Origin of the sequence: Allochromatium palmeri, from assembly GCF_009720725.1 — a bacterium.
In the GTDB taxonomy this organism is placed as follows: Bacteria; Pseudomonadota; Gammaproteobacteria; order Chromatiales; family Chromatiaceae; genus Thermochromatium; species Thermochromatium palmeri.
This window is the reverse complement of the sequence record NZ_WNKT01000002.1, coordinates 1-23,419: the sequence shown is the minus strand read 5'-3', so window position 1 is coordinate 23,419 and position 23,419 is coordinate 1. Positions and strand designations below refer to the sequence as shown.

Sequence of the window (23,419 nt, the reverse complement as noted above, 5' to 3'; positions counted from 1 at the left end):
TCATGAGCAGAGCCAATGAACACTTTGAGATTGGATCTACCAATGGCTGGGTTACCCTCACCCGCTGAATTGACTGACGGCTTTGCTGATGAGGCGCGCTTTTTGCTGGCGCTCAAGCTGTTCGAGCAGGGACGCATTTCCTCGGGCAAAGCCGCCGTGCTGTGCGGCATAGGGCGAGTCGCCTTTCTGCTGGCCGCGAGCCGCGCCGGGGTGCCAGTGGTCGACTTGAGCAGCGACGACCTGGACGACGAGTTCGCCTGATGCTCATCGAACGCGCGGTTATCAATGCCGGGCCGTTGGTCGCACTGTCCCTCATTGGGCGGCTCGATCTGCTGGAAGCCGTGTTTTCCGAGTTCTGGATTCCGGAAGTCGTTTTCCAGGAAGTCGTCGTGGCTGGAGTTGGGCGACCGGGAAGCCTCAGCCTTGCGGAATCGCGCTGGCGTACGCATGTGCGCTCGGCGCCCGAGCCGGATCCATTGCTGGTCGTCGAACTCGATCCCGGTGAAGCCTCCGTAATCACGCTGGCGCGCCACCTATCACCGTGTATGGCGATCATCGACGAAAAGCGTGGACGCCGCATCGCACGCCACGTCTATGGCCTGCCGCTCAAGGGCACGGCAGGATTACTGGTCGAGGCGCAGCGGCGGGGGCTGATCGAAGATGTGCGTACCCTGTTGCTGGATCTGAAAGCCGCCGGTTATTTTCTTTCCGATGCAGTCATTGAGCGAGCTTGCGCGGCGACTCGGCAAATTTGAGCACCATCAAGTCGAGCGCCAGCACCACGGCATCCTCGCGTCCCTTGGGTGCCGGATAATAGTTGCGCCGATAGCCGATCTCGCAAAAACCTTCGGCGCGATAGAGTTCCAGGGCGGCTGTATTCGAGACGCGCACCTCCAGAAAAGCCGTCGTTGCCTCGCGCCGACGCGCCACCCTCAGCAGATGGCGCAGCATCTGACGTCCCAGCCCGCGCCCCTGCCAGTCGGGATGAACACCGAGATTGAATATCTGGCACTCGCCGACCGCGACCGACATCACACCATGCGCGACGATGGTCGCGTCGATCTCGCCCAGCCAGCCGTTGTAACCCGCCCTCAGACAGTCTTCGAAGATCTCCCGGCTCCAGGGAAAAGCATAGGCCGCGCGCTCGACCGCGAGCACCGCGTCCAGATCTGACTGACACAGAGGCCGCAAGCGCAGGCGCGTGCCCGTCGCGTCCAAAGTCATCTATTTCTGTCCCCCAAGATTTGAACCCAAGGCCGGATCATCGCTCAAAACCAGCACCACGCACACTTGATCTCGATCAGGATAACGCCGATTCGTGCCGCCGCTCGTCGAGAGCTGTCACCAACGCGACCTGTTTTCGGTCTATAGTGTGCCCTTGAGTGCCGCGCTTGGCATTCCGCTTCGCGCTCATCCCGTTCCACCCACACCAATGGACAGTCTGATGTCGCACAAGAGCCTGGTCACACTCGACGGCAACGAGGCCGCCGCTTACGTCGCGCACCTGACCAATGAGGTCATCGCCATCTATCCCATCACGCCCTCCTCCAATATGGGTGAATGGGCCGACGAATGGTCCTCGCTGGGGGTCCGGAATCTGTGGGGCACGGTCCCCGATGTCGTGGAAATGCAAAGCGAGGGCGGCGCCGCCGGCGCCATCCATGGCGCACTCCAGGGCGGGTCGCTGGCGACCACCTTCACCGCCTCACAGGGCCTGCTGCTGATGATCCCGAACATGTACAAGATCGCCGGGGAACTGACCCCGACGGTTTTTCATGTCTCGGCGCGCGCGCTGGCGGCTCAGGCCCTGTCGATTTTCGGCGATCACTCGGATGTCATGGCCTGTCGCGCCACTGGTTACGCCATGTTGTGCGCTGGCTCGGTGCAGGAGACGATGGACTTCGCACTCATCGCCCAGGCCGCCACGCTCGAAAGCCGTTTGCCGTTCGTGCATTTCTTCGACGGTTTCCGCACCTCGCACGAAGTCAACAAAATCGAGCGTCTGCCGGTCGAGACCATCCGCGCCCTGATCAATGAAGACCTGGTCAAGGCCCATCGCGAGCGCGGACTCAATCCGGATCATCCCAAGCTGCGCGGCACCTCGCAGAACCCGGACGTCTATTTCCAGGGCCGCGAGTCCGTCAATCCTTACTACGCCGCCGCGCCCGCGATCGTGCAGGGCGTCATGGATCGGTTCGCCGCCCTAACCGGGCGCCAGTACCGGCTGTTCGAGTATGTCGGCGCACCGGACGCCGAGCGGGTAATGATGCTCATGGGTTCGGGACTCGGTGCGGCTGAAGAGACGGTCGAGCATCTGACCGCGCGTGGTGAAAAAGTCGGACTGCTCAAGGTCCGGCTGTTCCGCCCCTTTGATGCCTCGGCCCTCATCGCCGCCCTACCCGTCACGGCCACCCATCTCGCCGTGCTCGATCGCACCAAGGAGCCAGGCGCCGATGGCGAGCCGCTCTACAAGGACGTGCTCACCGCGCTGGCTCGCGCCTTCTCGGCGGGCGAACTGCCAGCCATGCCGCGCGTCATCGGCGGGCGCTATGGCCTGGGTTCCAAGGAATTCACGCCCACGATGGTCAAGGCGGTCTTCGACGAATTGACCCAGGAGACACCCAAAAACCCCTTTACCGTCGGCATCCTCGACGATGTCGGTCACACCAGTCTGGCCTGGGATCCCGATTTCAAAGCCGACGCGATCCAGGGCGTGACCGCCTGCGTCTTCTACGGACTCGGCTCGGACGGCACTGTTTCGGCCAACAAAAACTCGATCAAGATCATCGCCGAAGAGACGCCCAACCACGGCCAGGGCTATTTCGAGTACGACTCCAAGAAAGCCGGAGCCGTCACCATCAGCCATCTGCGCTTCGGCCCCAACCCGATCAAGAGCACCTATCTGATCGGCGACAACGAGGCCAGTTTCGTCGCCTGTCATCAGCCGACCTTTTTGACCCGCTACGACATGCTCGACAAGGCGCGTCCGGGCGCGGTGTTCCTGCTCAACTCGGCCACCCCGCCCGATCGGGTGTGGGACGACCTGCCACGGCGCATGCAGCGCACCATCATCGACAAGGGGCTGTCCTTCTACGTCATCGACGCCTACGGCCTCGCGGCGGCGACTGGCATGGGTCGGCGCATCAACACCATCATGCAGACCTGCTTCTTCGCCATCTCAGGCATCCTGCCGAAAGATGAGGCCATCGCCCACATCAAGCACGCCGTCGAGAAGACCTATGGCAAGAAGGGCCAAGCACTGCTCGATCGCAACTATCAGGCGATCGACGCCGCGCTTGCCGGGCTGCACCAGGTCCAGATTCCAGCGCAGGTCACCAGTACCTTCGATCGCCCATCCGTGGTGCCCGATGACGCGCCCAAGTTCGTGCGCCGGGTCACAGCGACACTCATGGCCGGCCAGGGCGACCGGCTTCCGGTGAGCCTGATGCCCGCCGATGGCACCTGGCCGACCGGCACCACGCGCTTCGAGAAGCGCCAACTGGCGCTGCAACTGCCCAAGTGGGACGAAAGCCTCTGCACCCAGTGCGGCAAGTGTCCGCTGGTCTGTCCGCACGCCGCGATCCGCGCCAAGGTCTATCCGCTGGCGCTGACCGAGCACGCCCCCGCGAGCTTCAAGCATGTCCCGATCAAGGGCAAGGACTTCCCCGAAGGCTATCGCGTCACCTACCAGATCGCGCCTGACGACTGCACTGGCTGTGGGCTGTGCGCCGAGGTCTGTCCGATCCGCGACCGTCAGGACCCCAATCACAAGGCACTCGACATGGTGCCCGTCGAGGACATTCAGCACGCTGAACAAGTCAACTGGGACTTCTTCCTGACGCTTCCCGAGTATGACCGCACTCAGCTCGACGCGACCAAGATCAAGCACGCGATGATGATGCAGCCGCTGTTCGAGTTCTCCGGCTCCTGCGTCGGCTGTGGCGAGACGCCCTATATCAAGCTCGCGACCCAGCTCTTTGGCGATCGTATGTTGGTCGCCAATGCCACCGGCTGCTCATCAATCTATGGCGGCAACCTGCCGACCACGCCCTACACGGCCAACACCGAGGGACGCGGGCCGAGCTGGAACAACTCGCTGTTCGAGGACAACGCTGAGTTCGGTCTGGGTCTGCGGCTGGCGGTCGACAAACAAGCCGAGCAGGCGCACGAACTGGTCGTGCGCCTGGCGAGCCAGATCGGTGAAACGCTCGTTGATGGTCTGCTGCACGCCGATCAGTCGAGCGAATCCGGCATCCACGAGCAGCGCGAACGGGTCGCGACGCTCAAGACCAAGCTCGCCGGGATCGACTCGGCCGAGGCGCGCACCCTGCTCGCACTCGCCGAGCAGCTCGTCAAACGGAGTGTCTGGATCATCGGCGGCGACGGCTGGGCCTATGACATCGGCTATGGCGGCGTCGACCATGTGCTCGCCAGCGGGCGCAACGTCAACCTGCTGATCCTCGACACCGAAGTCTATTCCAACACGGGCGGTCAGAAGTCCAAGGCCACGCCGCTCGGTGCTGTGGCCAAGTTCGCCGCCGGCGGCAAGCCGACGTTTAAGAAGGATCTGACCATGATGGCGATGGCCTACGAGACCGTCTATGTCGCCCAGGTTGCCTTCGGCGCCAAGGACGTGCAGACGGTGCGCGCCTTCCTGGAGGCCGAGTCCTACGACGGTCCCTCGATCATCATCGCTTACTCGCCCTGTATCGCCCATGGCGTGGATCTGTCCAACAACCTGCGCCAGCAGGACATGGCGGTCAATTCGGGACACTGGCCATTGCTGCGCTATGACCCGCGCCGCACCGCGCGCGGTGAGAATCCGCTCATCATCGATAACAAGGCGCCGAGTATTCCCTATCGCGACTTCATCAACTCCGAGACCCGGTTCAGTCTGCTGACCCGGACCCATCCCGAGGCCGCCGAGCGCTTCCTCGATCTGGCGCAGAAGCATGTGAACACGCGCTTCAGTCTCTATGAACAGCTCGCGCATCTGGCCGTCCAGAAAGGCCCGGCATCCGAGTAAAGCGTAGCGGCGGACGGTATGCCCAGCCGTCCGCCGTCCGATTTCAACGTCTCTAGCACGAGGTTTCGACGGCCATGAACCTGAAGACTGAGTATCTCGGACTGCCTCTCAAGAACCCCCTGGTTCCATCCGCCTCGCCGCTCTCCAAGAGCCTGAGCTCGGCGCGCGAGCTGGAGGACAACGGCGCGGCGGCCATCATCATGTATTCGCTGTTCGAGGAGGCGATCACCGCCGAGGCTGAATCCATGACCCGCTTCCTGCATCATCAGGAGACTGGATTCGCTGAGTCCACAGACGGCTTCCTGCCGGATCATCAGGACTTCGAAAACGGGCTGGAGCGGTATCTCGAACAGATCCGGCGCTTGAAGGAGAGTCTGGATATCCCGGTGATTGCCAGTCTCAATGGGGTCACGGCCGGCGGCTGGGTCAAGCACGCGCTCGAACTCCAGCAGGCCGGCGCCGATGCGCTCGAACTCAATGTCTACTATATCGCTGGCGATATCAGCCAGAGCGGCGCGCAGGTCGAACAGCGCTATCTGGATCTGTTGACTGAACTGCGGGGCCAGATTCAGATCCCGATCAATATGAAGCTCTCGCCGAGTTTCAGCTCCATCGGGCATTTCGTCGGACGACTGGCGGCCAGCGGGGCCAATGGGGTCTCGCTGTTCAACCGTTTCTATCAGCCCGATATCAACATCGATGGTCTACGACTCCAGGCACGGCTGCATCCCTCGACATCGGCTGAGGCGCTACTGGGGATGCGCTGGATCGCGCTCCTGTATGGGCGTATCCAGGGTCTTTCGCTCGGTGCCACGGGCGGTATCCATACCGCAGAGGACGCCATCAAGCTCCTGCTCGCCGGCACCGACGTGGTGCATCTGTGCAGTGTGCTGCTGCAGAAGGGTCCGGCCTATACGGGTCTGATCCTGCGCGGTATCGAGGACTGGATGGAGGACCAGGGCTTCGAGTCGGTCGAGGATTTCCGGGGTCGGGTCAGCGCGCTCAGCGTCCCCAACCCCGCCGAGCTCGAGCGCGCCAACTACATCAATGTGCTCGATAGCTACAGCGTTGCGCCTGGGGTCATGACCTAAGAATCCTTACATTTCTTGTCCGCCATGTTCGACAACAGAGCGTCTGCGCACCGAGAACGCCATGCCCGCTCCTTGGTCTGGAGCGGGGCGTTCCTGGCGCTACTCCTGGCCCTCAGCGCACCGCTGGCCCTGGCGGATCTGTCAGCACGATCCGTCACCGAGACGGAAACCGCGACTGAACAGCCCGCGAGTCCACCTGGACTGACCCTGGCCAATGTCTACCGCGAGGGCATCGATCTTTCGCGCTACTGGGTGAGCGAGAAGCTCGATGGTGTGCGCGCCTATTGGGACGGCCGCCGACTGATCACGCGCGGCGGCCATCCGATCGCGGCGCCCGACTGGTTCACGGCGGGCTTTCCAACCCTCGCGCTGGACGGCGAACTCTGGATGGGACGTGGCACCTTCGAGACCCTGTCAGGGACGGTGCGACGTCTGGAGCCGGACCACGATGCCTGGCGCGCGGTGCGCTACAGGGTCTTCGATCTGCCTGGGATGGAGGCGCCCTTCGGCGAGCGGCTCCAGACGCTCGAACGCCTGCTGGCCGATACGCAGAATCCACACATTGCCCCTGTCGAGCAATTCCGGGTCGCCGATCATGCCGACCTGATGGCCCGCCTGGAAACGATCGTCGCGGCTGATGGCGAAGGACTGATGCTGCATCACGAGGACGCCCCCTATCGCGCCGGGCGCAGCGACGATCTCATCAAGGTCAAGCTCTATCTGGATGCCGAAGCGCAGGTGATCGCGCATCTGCCCGGCAAGGGCAAATACGCGGGAATGATGGGCGCACTCCTGGTCGAAGAACCCTCGGGACAGCGCTTTCGTCTCGGGACTGGTTTCAGCGATGCGGAACGGCGCTCGCCCCCACCCATCGGCCGTACAGTGACCTTCAAATATCATGGTCGTACCCGTAACGGAGTGCCTCGCTTCGCCAGTTTTCTGCGCGTGCGCGACTGAGCACTCCTCTCATCCCGCTCGATCCACCGCCTCATCGCGAGCGTACTCGCCGTGGCTGATGATGGCCGGCCAGAATCGTCTCGCTCAGATCGTCGAACCAGCACCCGCCGTCCGTGCGAGGTTCTGGATATTCAGCATGGCGCGGACGGGCTCGTTACTTCGATAGGGCTGGCATCATATCCCTGCTTTACGCGGTCCGTGCAGAATCCGGATCGCCTTCGCCAAGGCTCACGCGATCCGCCATCTTGGAAACTGTCTGGAACGCATACAGAGCCACTCCGGTTATCTCACTGTGCGTTGAATCTCGGCCTGACTGGCGCGTCGCGACAAGGATCGCCGTTCGAACCGCGCCAGCGATGACAGGGCCGAGTCGTTTAGAGCTGACGGCAGGCTTCGAGCATGACCGGCGTCTGAGTGCGGCCCGAGCGGCTGCCCTGCTGTTCCATGGCGCGCACCACGTCCATACCCTCGACCACCTTGCCGAAGACGACATGACGACCGTCAAGCCAGGGTGTCGAATCGACCGTGATGAAGAACTGCGAGCCGTTGGTGTTGGGACCGGCGTTGGCCATCGACAGGGTGCCGGCCGACTCGTGCTTGAGGGTGAAGTTCTCGTCCTCGAACTTCTCGCCATAGATCGACTTGCCGCCGGTGCCATTGCCGTTGGTGAAGTCGCCGCCCTGGATCATGAAGCCGGGGATGATGCGATGAAAGGGACTGCCGGCATAGGCCAGCCCCTCGCCCTTCTCGCCGGTGCAGAGCGCGCGGAAGTTCTCGGCCGTCTTGGGTACCACGTCGGCGAAGAGTTCGATCGTGATGGTTCCGGCGGGCTTGCCGTCGATGCTGACATCCAGCGCGACCTCGGGGTTGGCGGCCCAGACTGGAAGGCTGGCGGTGGCAAGCAGAGCGGCGGCAAACAACAGAGAGGAGGTGTTCATCGAGTTTCCTTTTAGGCGTGATTTTCAGCGATTGGGATGGGTGGACAGGGATCGAGCGAGGGCCGGATCAACAGTTGGAGCAGGACTCCACCGGCAGACCGCGACGAATCCAGCCGGGACCGGAGCGGCTGCCTGCCATGCCCTCGGGGATGTTGTGGACGTTGTCGAACCCCATGGACTGCAACTGCTTTTGCGCATAGCCACTGCGATTGCCGGTGCGGCAGATCAGGGCGATGGGGGCTGACTTGTCGCCGCCCATCTCCTGAAGCAGACGTTCGACGAATTTGGGGTCGGTCATGTCGATCCGATGGGCCTCGGGAGCCACACCAGTCTCGCGCCACTCGGGCGGGGTCCGGATGTCGATCAACAGAATTTCGCCCGAGCGGGTCTTGGCGAGCGCCTCCTCAGGGCTGAAATCCGGGCTGGCCGCCTGGGAGCAGGCGACAAAAACGAGACTGGTGGCGATGAGTGTGACAAAACGTTTGATGGTTCGATACAGCATGGTCATTTGATGAGGATCGTGTCGGTTGATGGATACAGTATGCAATAGACAGGATTGGTGGCGGTTCAGCCCAGAAACAACGGCACACGCTCAACGGAGATCGTGACACCTGCAAGGCCGAGGACAGGGCGGATTTCAGGCCTGCTCATGAATGAGTCTTGCTTGGCTGAACGGCGCTGCCTTCACCACTGTCGCGCCGGGATGCGCCGCCGTGCACCCATTCGCGCAGGCGCTGGAAGACGACATAGAGCATCGGGATCAGAAAAATGCCGATGATGGCCGCCGCCAGCATGCCGCCGAAGACCGCCGTGCCGACCGCACGCTGACTGGCCTCCCCGGCCCCGCTGGCCAGAATCAGCGGTACCAGTCCCAGAATGAAGGCGAAACTGGTCATGAGCACGGCACGGATACGCAGACGCGCGCCCGTGGCGGCCGCCTCCTGGATGGATTTTCCCGAGGCGCGCTGCTCCATGGCGAACTCGACGATGAGGATGGCGTTCTTGCTCGCCAGTCCGATCAGGACCACGAGTCCGACCTGGGCATAGAGATCATTGGGCAACTGGGCGATCACGAGCGCGACCATGGCTCCAAGCGCCCCGACCGTGACCGAGAGCAGCACCGCCACCGGCATCGACCAGCTTTCATAGAGTCCAACCAGGAACAGATAGGCAAAGAGCACCGCTAGTCCGAGCACGATCGAAGTCTTGCCGCTGGCCTCTTTCTCCTGCAGGGCCGTTCCGGTCCAGTCGAAGCCATAGCCGTTCGGCAGGGTCTCGAATGAGACGCGCTCCATGGCGTCGATGGCCTCGCCCGAGCTGTAGCCAGGTTTGGGACCACCCTGGAGCGTGACACTGCGATAGTTGTTATAGCGCTGGATGAGCTGGGGGCCGACGATCAGCTCAGCGGACATCAGGGCGCGCAGCGGCACCATCTCGCCCTCGGTATTACGGACATGGATGCGGTAGACGTCCTCGAAGGCGGCGCGATCGGACGCCTCGCCCTGGATCTTGACCTGCCACACCCGCCCGAAGCGGTTGAAGTCGTTGACATAGTAGCCGCCGAGCATCGACTGGAGCGCATTGAAGATACTGTTGATCGGCACCCCGAGCGTCTGCGCTTTATCGCGGTCGAGCTTGAGATCGATCTGCGGATTGTTGGCGTTCCAGGTCGAATAGACACGCGCGAGCATCGGATCCTGATTGGCGGCCAGCACCAGACCGCGCATCACCGCCGCCAGATCGGCCGGCTCACTGCCCTGGAGATCGAGCAACTGATACTCGAAACCGCTGCCCGTGCCCAGACCCACGATGGGCGGCAGATTAAAGGGCATGACACGCGCCGCTGGCAGCCCAGCCGTCTCCATAGCGATGCGCCGGATGACTGCCGGCGCCTTGAGGTCGGGCGTGGTGCGCTCATCGAACGGCTTGAGCCGGCCGACGATCGCGGCGGCATTGGACTGGATGCTGCCATCGACGATGTTGTAGCCAGGGATGGCGACGACATGCTCCACGGCCGGATCGGCGAGTACGATCTGCTCGATCTGCTCGACGACCGCCAGGGTGCGATTGACCGAGGCCCCTTCGGGCAACTGAACATGGGCCATGAAGGCGCCCTGATCCTCGGTCGGCAGGAAGCCGGTCGGCGTGATCTTGAACAGCCAGCCGGTCGCCAGCCCAACGCCGGCGATCAGCACCAGCACCAGGAGCGAGAAGCGCACCAGACGCCGCACCACGGACGCATAGCCGTCGCGCACCCGGTCGATGCCGCCCAGGACATAGCGCATGGGTCCGCGCCTGTGATGGGTCGGTTTGAGCAGGATGGCGCACAGCGCCGGCGAGAGCGTGAGCGCATTGATCGCCGAGATCAGCATCGAGAAAGCGACCACGGCCGCGAACTGCTGGAACAACTGCCCGGTAATGCCCGGAATGAAGGCCACCGGCAGGAACACCGACAGCAGCACCAGGCTGATGGCGATGATGGGTCCGGTGATCTGGCCCATCGCTTTCTTGGACGCTTCGCGCGGCGACAGCCCTTCTTCTTCCATGAGGCGCTCGACGTTCTCGACCACCACGATGGCATCGTCGACCACGATGCCGATGGCCAGCACCATGGCCAGCAGCGAGATGGTATTGACCGAGAAACCGATCAGCAGCAGGAAGGCGAAGGTGCCGATCAGGGCCACGGGTACGGCGATCAGCGGAATGAGGGTCGCACGCCAACTGCCAAGAAACAGGAACACCACCAGGATGACCAGCACGAAGGCTTCGAAGAGCGTGTGGACCACCTTCTCCAGACTGGCCTTGACGAAGTCCGTGGTGTCATAGACGACCGCGTAATCGAGATCGTCCGGGAAGCGCTCGGCGAGCTTTTGCATGGCGGCGTCGACACCCTCGGCCACCGCCACCGCGTTCGCTCCAGGGGCCAGATAGATCGCCATGGCCGCCGTGGGCCCCCCGTCGAGCCGGCTGACGGCATCGGACTGCTTGGCACCGAGTTCCACCCGCCCGAGATCACGCACCAGGATGCGCGAGCCGTCCGGATTGGCACGCACCAGGATCTGCTCGAACTCCTCGACACTGCTCAGCCGACCCTGGGTCTGGAGCGTGATCTGGAACTGCTGATCCGAGGTCATGGGTTGGGCGCCGATGCGCCCGACCGCCGCCTGGACGTTCTGGCTCTGGATCGCCGAGACCACGTCCGAGGGTGTCAGATCCAGCGCGGTCAGCCGGTCAGAATCGAGCCAGATGCGCAGGCTGTAGTCGAGCGGCCCGAACTGCGCGACCTCGCCGACACCGGTCACGCGCGCCAGGGTGTCGATGATGTTGATGGCGGCATAGTTGCTCAGAAAGAGCGCATCATAGGCGTTCTTGGGCGAATAGAGCGCCACCACCTGCAACATGGCCGAGGACTTCTTCTTGACGATCAGCCCCTGGCGCTTGACCTCCTCCGGGAGCTGGGCCATGGCCAGATTGGCGCGGTTCTGGACATTGACCGTGTTGATGTCCGGGTCGGTGCCGAGCGCGAAGGTGACGGTGAGCGTATAGCTGCCGTCATTGTTGCTCGACGACTTCATGTAGAGCATGTTGTCGACGCCGTTGACGCGCGACTCGATCGGCTGAGCAACGGTCGACTCGACCACGGACGCGCTCGCGCCCGGATAGCTGGTGCTCACCGAGACCTGGGGCGGGACGATGTCAGGAAACTGGGCGACCGGAAGCTGGGTGATGGCGACCAGACCGACGAGGGTCAGGACCACCGAGATGACGATCGCCAGCCGTGGGCGGTCGATGAAAACGTCGGAGATCATGGCTGTGTCTCCGCTTTAACCGATTGGGGCGGCACCGCCTTGACCGGCTGGCCGGGGGTGACGCCCTGGACACCCTCGCTGATGACCAGCTCACCAGCGGCCAGCCCCTGGGTGATGACGATCTCGGCGCCCCTGGACTGGCCGGTCTTGACGCGGCGCACCTGAGCCTTACTCTCAGTATCGACGATCAGCACATAGAGTCCCTGCTGATCGATCTGGAGCGCGGCTTGCGGGATGAGGATCGCCGACTCCGGCGTGCCGCTCTGCACCACCACGCCGACATACTGACCATCGACCAGTGTGCCATCGGGATTGGGCAGCTCGGCGCGCAGGGTCACCGAATCGGTCGTCTGATCGGTCGTCACATCGACGAAGTCCAGGTGCCCGGACTGCGCGTAGAGCTGGCCGTTGGGCAGACGCACCTGGATCACGACCTGACGCGGATCACCGCCCTTGGCCGCGATCTGCTGTCGTGCCGCGAGCAGATCACGCTGGGTAACGGGGAACTGGACATGGATCGGATCACGGCTGACGAGAGTGGCCAGCACGCCCGAGGACGGGCCGACCATATTGCCGACGCTCAGGCTGGACAGACCGACGCGCCCGGCGATTGGCGCGGTGATCTGGGTGTAGCTCAGATCCAGGCGCGCGGCGTTCAGGGCGGCCTGAGCCTGGGCGATACTGGCCTTGGCGACGGCGGCAGCGGCCTGGAGTTCGTCGACCTTGGCCTGAGCGATGTTCTTCTGCTTGAGCAGTTCCAGACCGCGCGCGAGCTGGGCATCGGCGTTCTGCGAATCGGCCTTGGCCTTCTCCAGATCGGCGGCGCGCTGCTCGACGACGGCTTCGTATTGATCCGGCTCGATCATGAACAGCACATCGCCAACGGCGACTGTCTGGCCTTCCTTGAAAAGCCGTTCCTTGAGGAAGCCCTCGACCCGCGCACGCAGCTCGACCCGATTGACCGCGACCACACGCCCGACGAAGCTGGCCTCCTGCTCGATGGTCTTGGTCTCGGCCGCGACCGCGATCACGCTCGGCGGCGGCATTTCGCGCTGGGTTGCCGTGGGCTTCGCGGGTTCACAGGCACTGAGCGCCAGCACGAGTGCAACGCCGAGTACCGCGACCTGGAGACGCCGAACGGATGTCAGGATAGGCGGCGGGAAACCTAAGCGCAAAGACAAGCGAGCAGGCGAGATCCGGCGTTCCAGCATGGCGGTCTGGGTAGACATCTGAGATCCTCGTCGGGCGTGAGCGAAGCTGGCATATTAAACCGACACCCCTGGATCGGGTACCGCTGGAGGGTACAGATGGCCAATCTGACAGATCTCATCACTGACCTGGTCGCTGCAACGGAGCAGATGAAGCCGGCTGCCCAGGGCGACGACTGGGACATGGTCGAGCGTTTACAGAAACGCCGCCGCGTCCTGATCGAGTCGATCGTCGAGCGCGCTGAGCACGAACCTCTGAGCGAATCGGATGCTGAGCGTCTGCGCACAGTGCGCCGGCAGGAGGCGACCGTGGCCGCGCTCGCCAGCGCCCAGCGGCAGGCTCTGAGCGAGGCCATCGCTGAGCTTCAGGGCGAGAGCCGCATCGACAAGCTCAGCCGCATGCAGCGGGCCTATCGCGACAGCGGGCATTCCTGAACGACGACGCCGATACTCAGGCGCTCGACGTGTCTTCGTCCGGCGCCTCGACATAGGCGATCGCCGCCTCATCGAGTGCCTGACGCAGATCGCGCATGGCCGCATCGAGTCCATCGCGCCCGCGAAAGCCGAACCGGATATGCGGATTATCGCCCATGTGCGGCAGGCTGAAGTGCTTGAGTTCGGGATACTCCAGCGTCAGACGACGCATCAGCGGGATCAACTGACTCTCGGGCACGCCGCGCACCAGCACGGCCGATTCGCGCACCTGAACACAGCGCCCGAAGTGCTGATCCAGCGCCCATTCGGCCATCGGCCAGGCCATCTTGGGGAATCCCGGCAGGAACCAGTGCCGTGCCAGCGTGAATCCAGGCATCTGATTGACCGGATTCGGGATAAGCTCGGCCCCGGCGGGCAGATCGGCCATGAGGATGCGATGCGGATAGGCCGACTCGCCGAACTTATCCTCGATCAGACGCGCGGCCTCGGGATGGCGCATCAGCTCGACATGCGCCGCGGCGGCAGCGCAGGCGCGGGTGTGATCGTCCGGGGTCGCACCGATGCCACCGCAGACGAAGACCGGATCGGGCCGCCGCATCGAGAAGCGCAGATGCGCTGTCAGCCCATCCGGGTCGTCGGGGAGCATCCAGTACCAGGCCAGGGTATGGCCGCGCTCGCCGATCAGGCGCTTGAAGGCCGCTAGATGCGCATCGACACGCGCGCCATTGAGCACCTCGTCGCCGATGACGATCAGGCCGAAGGCCGTCGGCTCGCGGGCCTCTTCATCTGATTCGTCCAGCGGCTCGATCCCGGCAGCGGGCGAGCGTTCATCAGCGACCGACATAGTCATCAAGTGACTCCTGCTTGCGATAGACGGTCCCCTGCATCAGCGCGACGGGCTGCCCCGCCTCATCGCTGACGCGGATCAGATAGGTGGCGAGCTTGGGATTGATCGAGACCTCTTCGGCCTCGGCGATCAGGCGTCCGCGCTTTGCGGCCTTCATGAAGGAGACCGAGACGTTCACGCCGAGCGCGACTGTGCCATGCGAGTTGGAGGCGACCGCGAACACCAGATCGGCCAAGCTGAAGATGGCCGCGCCATGCGCCACGCCGACGGCATTCAGATGCCGGTCGTCGATCATCAACTGGGCACGCGCGCGCCCCGGCCCGACCTCCAGCAGCTCGATGCCGACATGGGCGGCGAAACGGTCGTTACGGAAGAAGTCCTGAATTTGGCTTGGATTCATGGGAGGGTCAAATTACTTTTGGGGAAACGCTGATCAAATCACGCTCACCACTCGTTAACACTTAAAGTGCCATTTTTCACAAACATTTTGTTTCCAGTCGCTCTGTCATGAGCCTTTCGCGCTCCATTCAGCCACCGCTTTGGTCCACTTCGATGGCGTGTGGGCGGTTTTGTCGTCTGATCTGCGGCGGTAAGGCCCTGTCAGGCGGCCAACAGCGCCGACTTGGCGCGCACCAGGTTCGCCAGCGCAAACATGGCGTGGAATTGAGCGCGGTTCTTAGCCAGCCCCTTGTAGCGCACCTTGCGGTAGCCAAACAGGTTCTTGACGATGTGAAACGGATGTTCGACGCGCGCCCGCACCGAGGCTTTCAGGCGCTCGACGTGCTTGACCAGGCCCTTGAGTTCTTCATCCTCGATGGCCTCCACCTGGCTTCGCTTGGCGGCGATGTACCAGGTGACTTGGCACTTGGCCAGCTCCTCGCGCTTCTCGGCTCCAATGTAGCCCGCATCGGCGAACACCGCCTCCTCCTGACCATGCAACAGCTTGGAGGTCTCGGTGATATCGGCCGTGTTGGCCGGTGTGGCCGTCAGCGTAGGCACCAGCCCCGACTCAGCATCGACCCCAATATGGGCCTTCAGCCCGAAGTACCATTGATTCCCCTTGCGCATGGCGTGCATCTGCGCATCGCGCGCCTTCGCCTTGTTCTTCGTCGAGGAGGGCGCGGCGATGATCGTGGCATCCACCAAGGTCGCCTGGCGCCTCAACAGCCCATGTTCACTCAGCCGCGTGTTGATCGTCTCGAAGATCCTCTCTGTCAACGCGTGCGCCTCCAGCCAGCGGCGGAACTTCAACAGCGTCGTGGCATCCGGCACCGACTCACAGCTCCGCTCCAGACCCACCGGCGGACGCCCGCGCCGACCCGCCGCGTTCGGATAATACGACGGCTCCAGCCTCCAGCAACGCCGACCACGGCACCACCTGTTCCATCTCCGACAAGAACCGTTCACGGCGCATCTGGTACTTCTGCTTCGGGGCGTGTCTCTTGGGCATGGCCGTCTGGCTTCGGTGGCGAACACAGGGCGCAAGGATATCACTCAGGCCCCTTCGCCAAAAAGGAATTGTTCAGTGTTTCCTTAGGTGACTCGATGCCAGGCTGCGGAGACCCCGCCATGCGCTTCTTCAACACCGAAGGTCCGAATCGAACCGACGATCATTACAGTCTGCCGCCGCTGTCGCGTTGGGATCTCGACGAGATCCTCAGCCTGATCGACCAGAAGAAATATCGGTTGACGGCAATGCTGGACTTCTGGGCCGGCATTGATCCGCGCACCGGCGGTGCTGCTGCTCGACGAAGTGGACTCCCTGGCTTGGCTGGTGATCTTCGACCGGCGGTCGGGACAGCCGCCGATTGCCGAGCGCACAGCCGGCTAGGAGGCGATCAGTCCTCAAGGCCGGTCGATCATGGTGTTGTGCGCCGGACGCCAGCACTCCCAGCGCTGGCCCCGTCTTGCTTTGGCCCCGCTGAACGCTTGGCATGCGCGGGATCAAACAGGCGGTCGTTTCCAAACCGCTCCCAACAACACCAAGAGCCCCATGAGCAGCATCATGCCCCACGTCGATAGAGTGGGGATGGCGGTTGCGGTAGGCACAGCACTAAAGCTCGCCACGATCGTGCAATCGGTGGTGATGGCACTCGTGGTATAGGTCGTGCCGCTCAGACTGCCGTCGCAGGTGCCGCCGACGCTGGCGGTGTAGCCGGTGTCTGGCGTGACGGTGAAGTTGGTGGTGCCGCCGTGGGCGACGGTGCGCGCGACCGGATCGATGCCGCCGTGGTCGCCGGCCGTGGCGGTGACGCTGTAGCTGACTTGGCTGAAGGTAGCGCTGACCGTACAGGCGCCGGTGATGGCGCCGGTGGTGTAGGTGCTGCCGCTCAGGGTGCCGCCGCAGCCGCTGGCACTGCTGATCGCATAGCCCGTGGCGGGGATGAGGGTGAAGGTGGCGGTGTCGCCCGCATTCACCACGCGCGAGGGCGGGCTGAGAGTGCCGCCGGTGCGGGCGCTCGTCGTCACGGTATAGGTGGCGACAGTCGCGAGGCTGGCGTTACAACTGGCGGGACTGCCGCCGTTGCTGCCGAGACAGCTCCAGCTCCAGGGGCCGCTGCCGCTGATCGTGCTGGGGGTACCGCTGGCGCAGAGGGCGCTCGGGTTGGTCGGCAGGTCGTCGAAAAGGCCGTTGTGGGCGCTGCCGCAGGTGCCGTTGACGGCGCCCCCGCCGCCAGCAGCGGCGATAGTCACGCCAAAGGCGCGCGTGGTGCTGGCGTTGGCGTTGCCGATATCGACCAGTTGCACGCTGAAGTTGAAGGTGCCTGCCAGGGTTGGTGTGCCGGTCAAGGCGCCGGTAACGGCGTTGAGGGTCACGCCGGGCGGCAGGCCGCCGGCAGCGAGACTCCAAACGTAGTTGTTCGGGCCAGATCCGTCGGTCACCGTCAGCGCTGCGTTGTAGGCGCTGCCGACCCGGCCCGCGCCCGGCGTGCCACCGATGGTCAGAATCGGATCGCCCGGGCCGCCCGGGTCGGTGATGCTGCCGTTGGCGCTCAGGTCGTCGTCACCCAATCCGCCGTCGGTGATGCTGAAACTGACGGTGTTGCCGGCGATGACGGCCGTGGGCAGGACGTACCAGTGGTCGGTCGGCGTGTCGGCGGTCTTGCCGTATTTCCAGTAGCGCGTCCCCACCGGCAGGGCGTCGGGATAGACCAGTCGCACGGTCAGCCGAGTCGCGCCGGGGGTGCAGCCCTGGACGGTGAACTTGAGCAAGCCATAGGGCAGGGTCGTGTCGTCAGGCGCCACGGGTGGCGCATCGGGATCGCCCGGTGTCGCCACATTGACGATCCGGGTGGTCTGGTCGTCTAGGGTGCAGGTCGCCCCGCCGCCCTCGGGTGTCAGGTTGCCCGATACCGTGAACGCGGCGCCATCGACCGTACCCGTTTTCACCACGTTCGGTGCCGTCGTGGTCAGGGTCAACGCCTGATCGGCGCGGCGGTTGGCGGCATCCGTGACCCGGATCGTGAAGCTGGCGCTGGTGCCGATCGCGGTCGGGGTGCCGCTCAGCCTGCCGGTGGCCGGGTCGAGGGTCAAGCCCACTGGCAGGCTGCCACTGGCGAGGCTCCAGACGTAGGGCGTCTGCCCGCCGACCGCTTCCAGGGTCTGGATATAGGGCGCGTTGACCAAGCCGTCGGGCAGGCTGGTGGTGGCGACGGTGAGTTGGTTGATCAGGGTCAGCGGATAATCGCGCGTGCTGGTCTGGCCCAGGGCATCGGTGACGATGAGGGTCAGCGTGGGCGTTTGCGGGCTGGCCGGGGTGCCGGACAGCAGGCCGCTGCCGCTCAGGGTCAAACCCGTGCCAGCCAGATCCGAATCGCTGGAGCTAAAGGTATAAGGCGCGACCCCGCCGCTGGCGACCAGTTGCATCGCATAGGGCACGCCGACCACGCCGCTGTTGAGGCTCGGAGTCGCCAGCGTCGGAGTGTCCGCCACCAGATGGTTGGTGCCCGCCGAGGCGCTGGAATCAGCCGTGCCGCTGTAGCGGGCGATCAGGGTCTTGGCCCCGGCGGTAGCGAAGGTCAGTTGACAACTGCCAGTGACGCTAGTCCCGGCGGTTGTAACCGCATCGGAACAGGTCGTCCCGTCCTGGGCGGTCACCATGACCGTGCCGTTCAAGCCCGTCTCAGTTGAGGTGACACCGAAATTCACCGTCACCGCCTGACCGATCTTGGAGGGCGAGGGGTTGACGCGCGTGATGGCCGTGGTGGTGTTGGTGGCGCTAAAGCTGGCGCTGACGGTGCAGTCACCGGTGATGGGGCCGGTGGTGTAGAGGCCGCCGTTGAGGGTGCCGCCGCACCCACTGACGCTGGCGATGCCATAGCCGCTGGCGGGCGTCACCGTGAACGTGGTCGTCGCACCGTGGATGACGGTTTGCGCCCCAGCCGGGCTGAGGCTGCCATTTGCGCCCGCTGCGGGGGTAATGCTGTAGCGGCTCTGGCTGAAGGTCGCGGTGACGGTGCAGGCGCCGGTGATCGGCCCCGTGGTGTAGGTCGTCCCGCTTAAGGTGCCGTCGCAGCCGGTGGCGCTGGCGGTGTAACCGCTGTCGGGCGTGACGGTGAAAGTGACTTGCGTATTGGCGGTCGCGACCTGGGGCGTGTCCGGGCTGATGCGCCCGTTCAGGCCGGCGCTGGGGGTGACGGTGAAGTCGTTATCAGTGGTGCCCACCAGCAGCTCGCGGTTGGCGAGGCCGTCGTAGGCGTCGTCGGAGCGGGCGGCATCGATGCCGAAGGTGACGGTCGTGGTCTGGTCGCCGTCGTCCGTGCTGTCGTCGACGCCGGTGAGGGTGACCGTTTGGGGTTGGTCCCAGTTGGCGGGGGTGAAGGTGAGGCTGGCGGGACTGGCGGTGACCTCGCCGGTGTCGGCGCTGCTGACCTGGACGACGACGTCGCTCGCGGGGCCGGCATTGAGCACCAGGGTGACGCTGTCGGTGGTGCCGCTCTCGCTGACTTGGGTGGTGCCGGCGGTCTCGGTCAGGGTGAGACCGGCGCTGTCGTCGTCGCTGGTGGTGACGCTGACCGCTTCGTCGGCCACGCCGAGGAAGTCGGTATCGGAGCCGGGATCGACGCTGAAGGTCAGCAGGGTGCGCTGTTCGCCGTCGATGAGGGCGTCGTCGACGCCCGTCACCACGACCTGTTGGGGACTGTCCCAGTTGGCGCTGGTGAAGGTGAGGCTGGCCGGGCTGACGCTGGCCTCGTCGGTGTCGGTGCTGCTGACCAGGAGGATGACGTCGCTGCTCGGGCGGGCGTTGAGCACCACCTCAATGAGGTCGGTGGTGGCGCCCTCGCTGACCTGGGTGTCGCCGTCGGTCTCGCTGAGGGTGAAGCCGGCGGTGTCGTCGTCACGGGTGGTGACACCGATCTCCCAGTCGTATAGCCCGACGAAGTTCGGATCGGAGTCGGCGGCGACGCTGAAGGTGAGTCGACTCTCCTGGGGACCGTCGATGAAGGCATCGTCAACGCCGGTGACCGTGACGCTTTGCGCCTGATCCCAGTCGGAGCTGGTAAAGGTGAGGCGGCTCGGACTGACCGTGGCCTCGGCGGTGTTGTCGCTGCCGACGGCGATGGTGACGTCGCTGTCGGGCTGGGTGTTGAGCACGACGCTGAGACTGTCGGTACTGCCGTCCTCGCTGATCAAGGTGTCGCCATCGGTCTCGGCGACGGTGAACTCGGCGGTGTCGTCGTCGAGGGTGGTGGTAGCGACCTGGCGGATGCCGAGCGCGTCGTAGGTGTCGTCGGAGGCGTCGGCGTCGACGGCGAGCTGGATCTGGGTGGTCTGGTTGCCGTCGATGAGGTCGTCATTGACGCCGGTGACGGTCACGGTCTGGGGTTGATCCCAGTTGGTGTTAGTGAAGGTCAGGCTGGCCGGATCCACGCTGGCCTCGCCGCTGTCCGGGCTGCTGACGTCGAGGACGACAGCGCTGAGCGGCTGACTGGTGAGACGCACGGTGAAGCTGTCGCTGCTGCCGTTTTCCTGGATTTGGGTGTTGCCGTCGCTTTCGACGATGTCGAGCCCGGCCGTGTCGTCATCGGTGGTGGTCACGCTGAGGGTCTCGTTGGCGAGACCGTCGAAGGCATCGTCGGAGCTGGCGTCGACCACGCTGAGGGTGATGTCAGTGCGCTGATCGCCATCGACCAGGGCGTCATCGACACCGGTCACGGTGACGCTTTGGGGCGCGTCCCAGTTGGCGTTGGTGAAGGTCAGCGTGGCGGGACTGACGGTGGCTTCGCCCGTGTCGGCGCTGCTGAGGTCGAGCACGACGTCGCTGTTGGGCTTGGCCGTGAGCACGACGGTGAAGCTGTCGCTGCTGCCGTCTTCGTCGACCAGGGTACTGCCAGCGCTCTCGCTGACGCTCAAGCCGGCCTGCTCGAAGCTGGCGCTGACGGTACAGGCGGCGGTGATGGGGCCGGTGGTGTAGGTGGTGCCGGAGAGACTGCCGTCGCAGCCGGTGGCGCTAGCGGTGTAGCCGCTGTCGGGGGTGACGGTGAAGGTGGTGGTGGCGCCGTCGGCGACCATGCGCGAGGCCGGATCGATACTGCCGTGGTCGCCCGCCGTGGCGGTGACGCTGTGGGTGACCGGTGTCAGGCTGAAGCTGGCGCTGACCGTACAGTCGGCGGTGATGGCGCCGGTGGTGTAGGTGCTGCCGCTCAGACTACCGCCGCAGGTGCCACCCACGCTGGCGGTGTAGCCGCTGTCGGGGGTGACGGTGAAGGTGGTGGTCGCGCCGTCGGCGACGGTGCGCGAGGCCGGATCAATGCCGCCGTGGGCGCCAGCGGTGGCGGTGACGCTGTGGGTGACCGGTGTCAGGCTGAAGCTGGCGCTGACCGTACAGGCAGCGGTGATGGGGCCGGTGGTGTAGGTGTTACCGCTCAGGTTGCCGCCGCAGCCGGTGGCACTAGCGGTGTAGCCGCTGTCGGGCGTGACGGTAAAGGTGGTGGTGCCGCCGTGGGCGACGGTGCGCGAGGCCGGATCAATACTGCCGTGCTCGCCGGCGGTGGCGTTGACCGTGTAACTGTCCTGGCTGAAGGTCGCGGTGACGGTGCAGGCGCCGGTGATCGGCCCCGTGGTGTAGGTCGTCCCGCTTAAGGTGCCGTCGCAGCCGGTGGCGCTGGCGGTGTAACCGCTGTCGGGCGTGACGGTGAAAGTGACTTGCGTATTGGCGGTCGCGACCTGGGGCGTGTCCGGGCTGATGCGCCCGTTCAGGCCGGCGCTGGGGGTGACGGTGAAGTCGTTATCAGTGGTGCCCACCAGCAGCTCGCGGTTGGCGAGGCCGTCGTAGGCGTCGTCGGAGCGGGCGGCATCGATGCCGAAGGTGACGGTCGTGGTCTGGTCGCCGTCGTCCGCGCTGTCGTCAACGCCGGTGAGGGTGACCGTTTGGGGTTGGTCCCAGTTGGCGGGGGTGAAGGTGAGGCTGGCGGGACTGGCGGTGACCTCGCCGGTGTCGGCGCTGCTGACCTGGACGACGACGTCGCTCGCGGGGCCGGCATTGAGCACCAGGGTGACGCTGTCGGTGGTGCCGCTCTCGCTGACTTGGGTGGTGCCGGCGGTCTCGGTCAGGGTGAGACCGGCGCTGTCGTCGTCGCTGGTGGTGACGCTGACCGCTTCGTCGGCCACGCCGAGGAAGTCGGTATCGGAGCCGGGATCGACGCTGAAGGTCAGCAGGGTGCGCTGTTCGCCGTCGATGAGGGTGTCGTCGACGCCCGTCACCACGACCTGTTGGGGACTGTCCCAGTTGGCGCTGGTGAAGGTGAGGCTGGCCGGGCTGACGCTGGCCTCGTCGGTGTCGGTGCTGCTGACCAGGAGGATGACGTCGCTGCTCGGGCGGGCGTTGAGCACCACCTCAATGAGGTCGGTGGTGGCGCCCTCGCTGACCTGGGTGTCGCCGTCGGTCTCGCTGAGGGTGAAGCCGGCGGTGTCGTCGTCACGGGTGGTGACACCGATCTCCCAGTCGTATAGCCCGACGAAGTTCGGATCGGAGTCGGCGGCGACGCTGAAGGTGAGTCGACTCTCCTGGGGACCGTCGATGAAGGCATCGTCAACGCCGGTGACCGTGACGCTTTGCGCCTGATCCCAGTCGGAGCTGGTAAAGGTGAGGCGGCTCGGACTGACCGTGGCCTCGGCGGTGTTGTCGCTGCCGACGGCGATGGTGACGTCGCTGTCGGGCTGGGTGTTGAGCACGACGCTGAGACTGTCGGTACTGCCGTCCTCGCTGATCAAGGTGTCGCCATCGGTCTCGGCGACGGTGAACTCGGCGGTGTCGTCGTCGAGGGTGGTGGTAGCGACCTGGCGGATGCCGAGCGCGTCGTAGGTGTCGTCGGAGGCGTCGGCGTCGACGGCGAGCTGGATCTGGGTGGTCTGGTTGCCGTCGATGAGGTCGTCATTGACGCCGGTGACGGTCACGGTCTGGGGTTGATCCCAGTTGGTGTTAGTGAAGGTCAGGCTGGCCGGATCCACGCTGGCCTCGCCGCTGTCCGGGCTGCTGACGTCGAGGACGACAGCGCTGAGCGGCTGACTGGTGAGACGCACGGTGAAGCTGTCGCTGCTGCCGTTTTCCTGGATTTGGGTGTTGCCGTCGCTTTCGACGATGTCGAGCCCGGCCGTGTCGTCATCGGTGGTGGTCACGCTGAGGGTCTCGTTGGCGAGACCGTCGAAGGCATCGTCGGAGCTGGCGTCGACCACGCTGAGGGTGATGTCAGTGCGCTGATCGCCATCGACCAGGGCGTCATCGACACCGGTCACGGTGACGCTTTGGGGCGCGTCCCAGTTGGCGTTGGTGAAGGTCAGCGTGGCGGGACTGACGGTGGCTTCGCCCGTGTCGGCGCTGCTGAGGTCGAGCACGACGTCGCTGTTGGGCTTGGCCGTGAGCACGACGGTGAAGCTGTCGCTGCTGCCGTCTTCGTCGACCAGGGTACTGCCAGCGCTCTCGCTGACGCTCAAGCCGGCCTGCTCGAAGCTGGCGCTGACGGTACAGGCGGCGGTGATGGGGCCGGTGGTGTAGGTGGTGCCGGAGAGACTGCCGTCGCAGCCGGTGGCGCTAGCGGTGTAGCCGCTGTCGGGGGTGACGGTGAAGGTGGTGGTGGCGCCGTCGGCGACCATGCGCGAGGCCGGATC

Annotated in this window: 14 protein-coding genes and 1 pseudogene; 6 read left to right on the top strand and 9 right to left on the bottom strand. The window is 64.7% G+C overall.

Annotation, left to right across the window (positions count from 1 at the left end):
* Positions 1-42 precede the first annotated feature (42 nt).
* Together GJ668_RS01440 and GJ668_RS01435 are read left to right on the top strand one after the other, a co-directional pair.
* Positions 43-261, top strand: coding sequence for a UPF0175 family protein (locus GJ668_RS01440; protein ID WP_246194584.1), 219 nt, complete (start codon positions 43-45; stop codon positions 259-261).
* Positions 261-755: a PIN domain-containing protein gene (locus tag GJ668_RS01435; protein ID WP_155448338.1), complete on the top strand. Its 495-nt coding sequence runs from the start codon at positions 261-263 to the stop codon at positions 753-755. Before GJ668_RS01440 ends, GJ668_RS01435 begins: the two co-directional genes overlap by 1 nt.
* Here GJ668_RS01435 and rimI read toward each other — a convergent pair.
* Entirely contained in the window at positions 718-1,224 is a 507-nt protein-coding gene (gene rimI, locus GJ668_RS01430; protein ID WP_155448337.1) for a ribosomal protein S18-alanine N-acetyltransferase, read from the bottom strand. The two genes, GJ668_RS01435 and rimI, sit on opposite strands and share 38 nt — an antisense overlap.
* 220 nt (positions 1,225-1,444) lie before the next feature.
* Here rimI and nifJ point away from each other — a divergent pair, with 220 nt between their 5' ends.
* From nifJ to GJ668_RS01415, 3 genes are all read left to right on the top strand, one after another.
* Positions 1,445-5,026 carry a pyruvate:ferredoxin (flavodoxin) oxidoreductase gene (gene nifJ, locus GJ668_RS01425; protein WP_155448336.1) on the top strand — a complete coding sequence of 1,194 codons (3,582 nt, stop codon included), beginning with the start codon at positions 1,445-1,447 and terminating at the stop codon, positions 5,024-5,026.
* A 74-nt stretch (positions 5,027-5,100) separates the two neighbouring features.
* Positions 5,101-6,117 carry a dihydroorotate dehydrogenase-like protein gene (locus GJ668_RS01420; protein ID WP_155448335.1) on the top strand — a complete coding sequence of 339 codons (1,017 nt, stop codon included), beginning with the start codon at positions 5,101-5,103 and terminating at the stop codon, positions 6,115-6,117.
* A 24-nt stretch (positions 6,118-6,141) separates the two neighbouring features.
* On the top strand, positions 6,142-7,074 hold the full coding sequence (locus GJ668_RS01415) for a DNA ligase (protein WP_155448334.1): 933 nt from the start codon (positions 6,142-6,144) through the stop codon (positions 7,072-7,074).
* A 374-nt stretch (positions 7,075-7,448) separates the two neighbouring features.
* Here GJ668_RS01415 and GJ668_RS01410 read toward each other — a convergent pair whose 3' ends face one another.
* The 4 genes from GJ668_RS01410 to GJ668_RS01395 all read right to left on the bottom strand — a co-directional run bounded on the left by GJ668_RS01410 (position 7,449) and on the right by GJ668_RS01395 (position 13,050).
* Positions 7,449-8,012 (bottom strand): peptidylprolyl isomerase, encoded by a 564-nt coding sequence (locus GJ668_RS01410; RefSeq protein WP_222930737.1) that lies wholly within the window; start codon positions 8,010-8,012, stop codon positions 7,449-7,451.
* 67 nt (positions 8,013-8,079) lie between these two features.
* Positions 8,080-8,520 carry a rhodanese-like domain-containing protein gene (locus tag GJ668_RS01405; RefSeq protein WP_343032161.1) on the bottom strand — a complete coding sequence of 147 codons (441 nt, stop codon included), beginning with the start codon at positions 8,518-8,520 and terminating at the stop codon, positions 8,080-8,082.
* 139 nt (positions 8,521-8,659) lie between these two features.
* A complete protein-coding gene (locus GJ668_RS01400; RefSeq protein ID WP_155448333.1) occupies positions 8,660-11,821 on the bottom strand; it encodes an efflux RND transporter permease subunit in 3,162 nt (1,053 codons plus the stop codon).
* Entirely contained in the window at positions 11,818-13,050 is a 1,233-nt protein-coding gene (locus GJ668_RS01395) for an efflux RND transporter periplasmic adaptor subunit (RefSeq protein ID WP_155448332.1), read from the bottom strand. The genes GJ668_RS01400 and GJ668_RS01395 overlap by 4 nt, the downstream gene beginning before the upstream one ends.
* 78 nt (positions 13,051-13,128) lie before the next feature.
* Here GJ668_RS01395 and GJ668_RS01390 point away from each other — a divergent pair, with 78 nt between their 5' ends.
* Positions 13,129-13,464 carry a flagellar protein FliT gene (locus tag GJ668_RS01390; RefSeq protein WP_155448331.1) on the top strand — a complete coding sequence of 112 codons (336 nt, stop codon included), beginning with the start codon at positions 13,129-13,131 and terminating at the stop codon, positions 13,462-13,464.
* 16 nt (positions 13,465-13,480) lie between these two features.
* Here GJ668_RS01390 and GJ668_RS01385 read toward each other — a convergent pair whose 3' ends face one another.
* From GJ668_RS01385 to GJ668_RS01370, 4 genes and pseudogenes are all read right to left on the bottom strand, one after another.
* Positions 13,481-14,308, bottom strand: a complete 828-nt coding sequence (locus tag GJ668_RS01385) for a competence/damage-inducible protein A (protein WP_425482465.1) — start codon at positions 14,306-14,308, stop codon at positions 13,481-13,483.
* Entirely contained in the window at positions 14,295-14,711 is a 417-nt protein-coding gene (locus tag GJ668_RS01380; protein WP_155448330.1) for a PaaI family thioesterase, read from the bottom strand. Before GJ668_RS01380 ends, GJ668_RS01385 begins: the two co-directional genes overlap by 14 nt.
* A gap of 200 nt (positions 14,712-14,911) precedes the next feature.
* Positions 14,912-15,761 (bottom strand): annotated as a pseudogene (locus GJ668_RS01375) (IS5 family transposase).
* Positions 15,762-16,255: 494 nt separating this feature from the next.
* Positions 16,256-23,404 carry a beta strand repeat-containing protein gene (locus GJ668_RS01370; protein ID WP_222930736.1) on the bottom strand — a complete coding sequence of 2,383 codons (7,149 nt, stop codon included), beginning with the start codon at positions 23,402-23,404 and terminating at the stop codon, positions 16,256-16,258.
* Between the last annotated feature and the right edge of the window lie 15 nt (positions 23,405-23,419).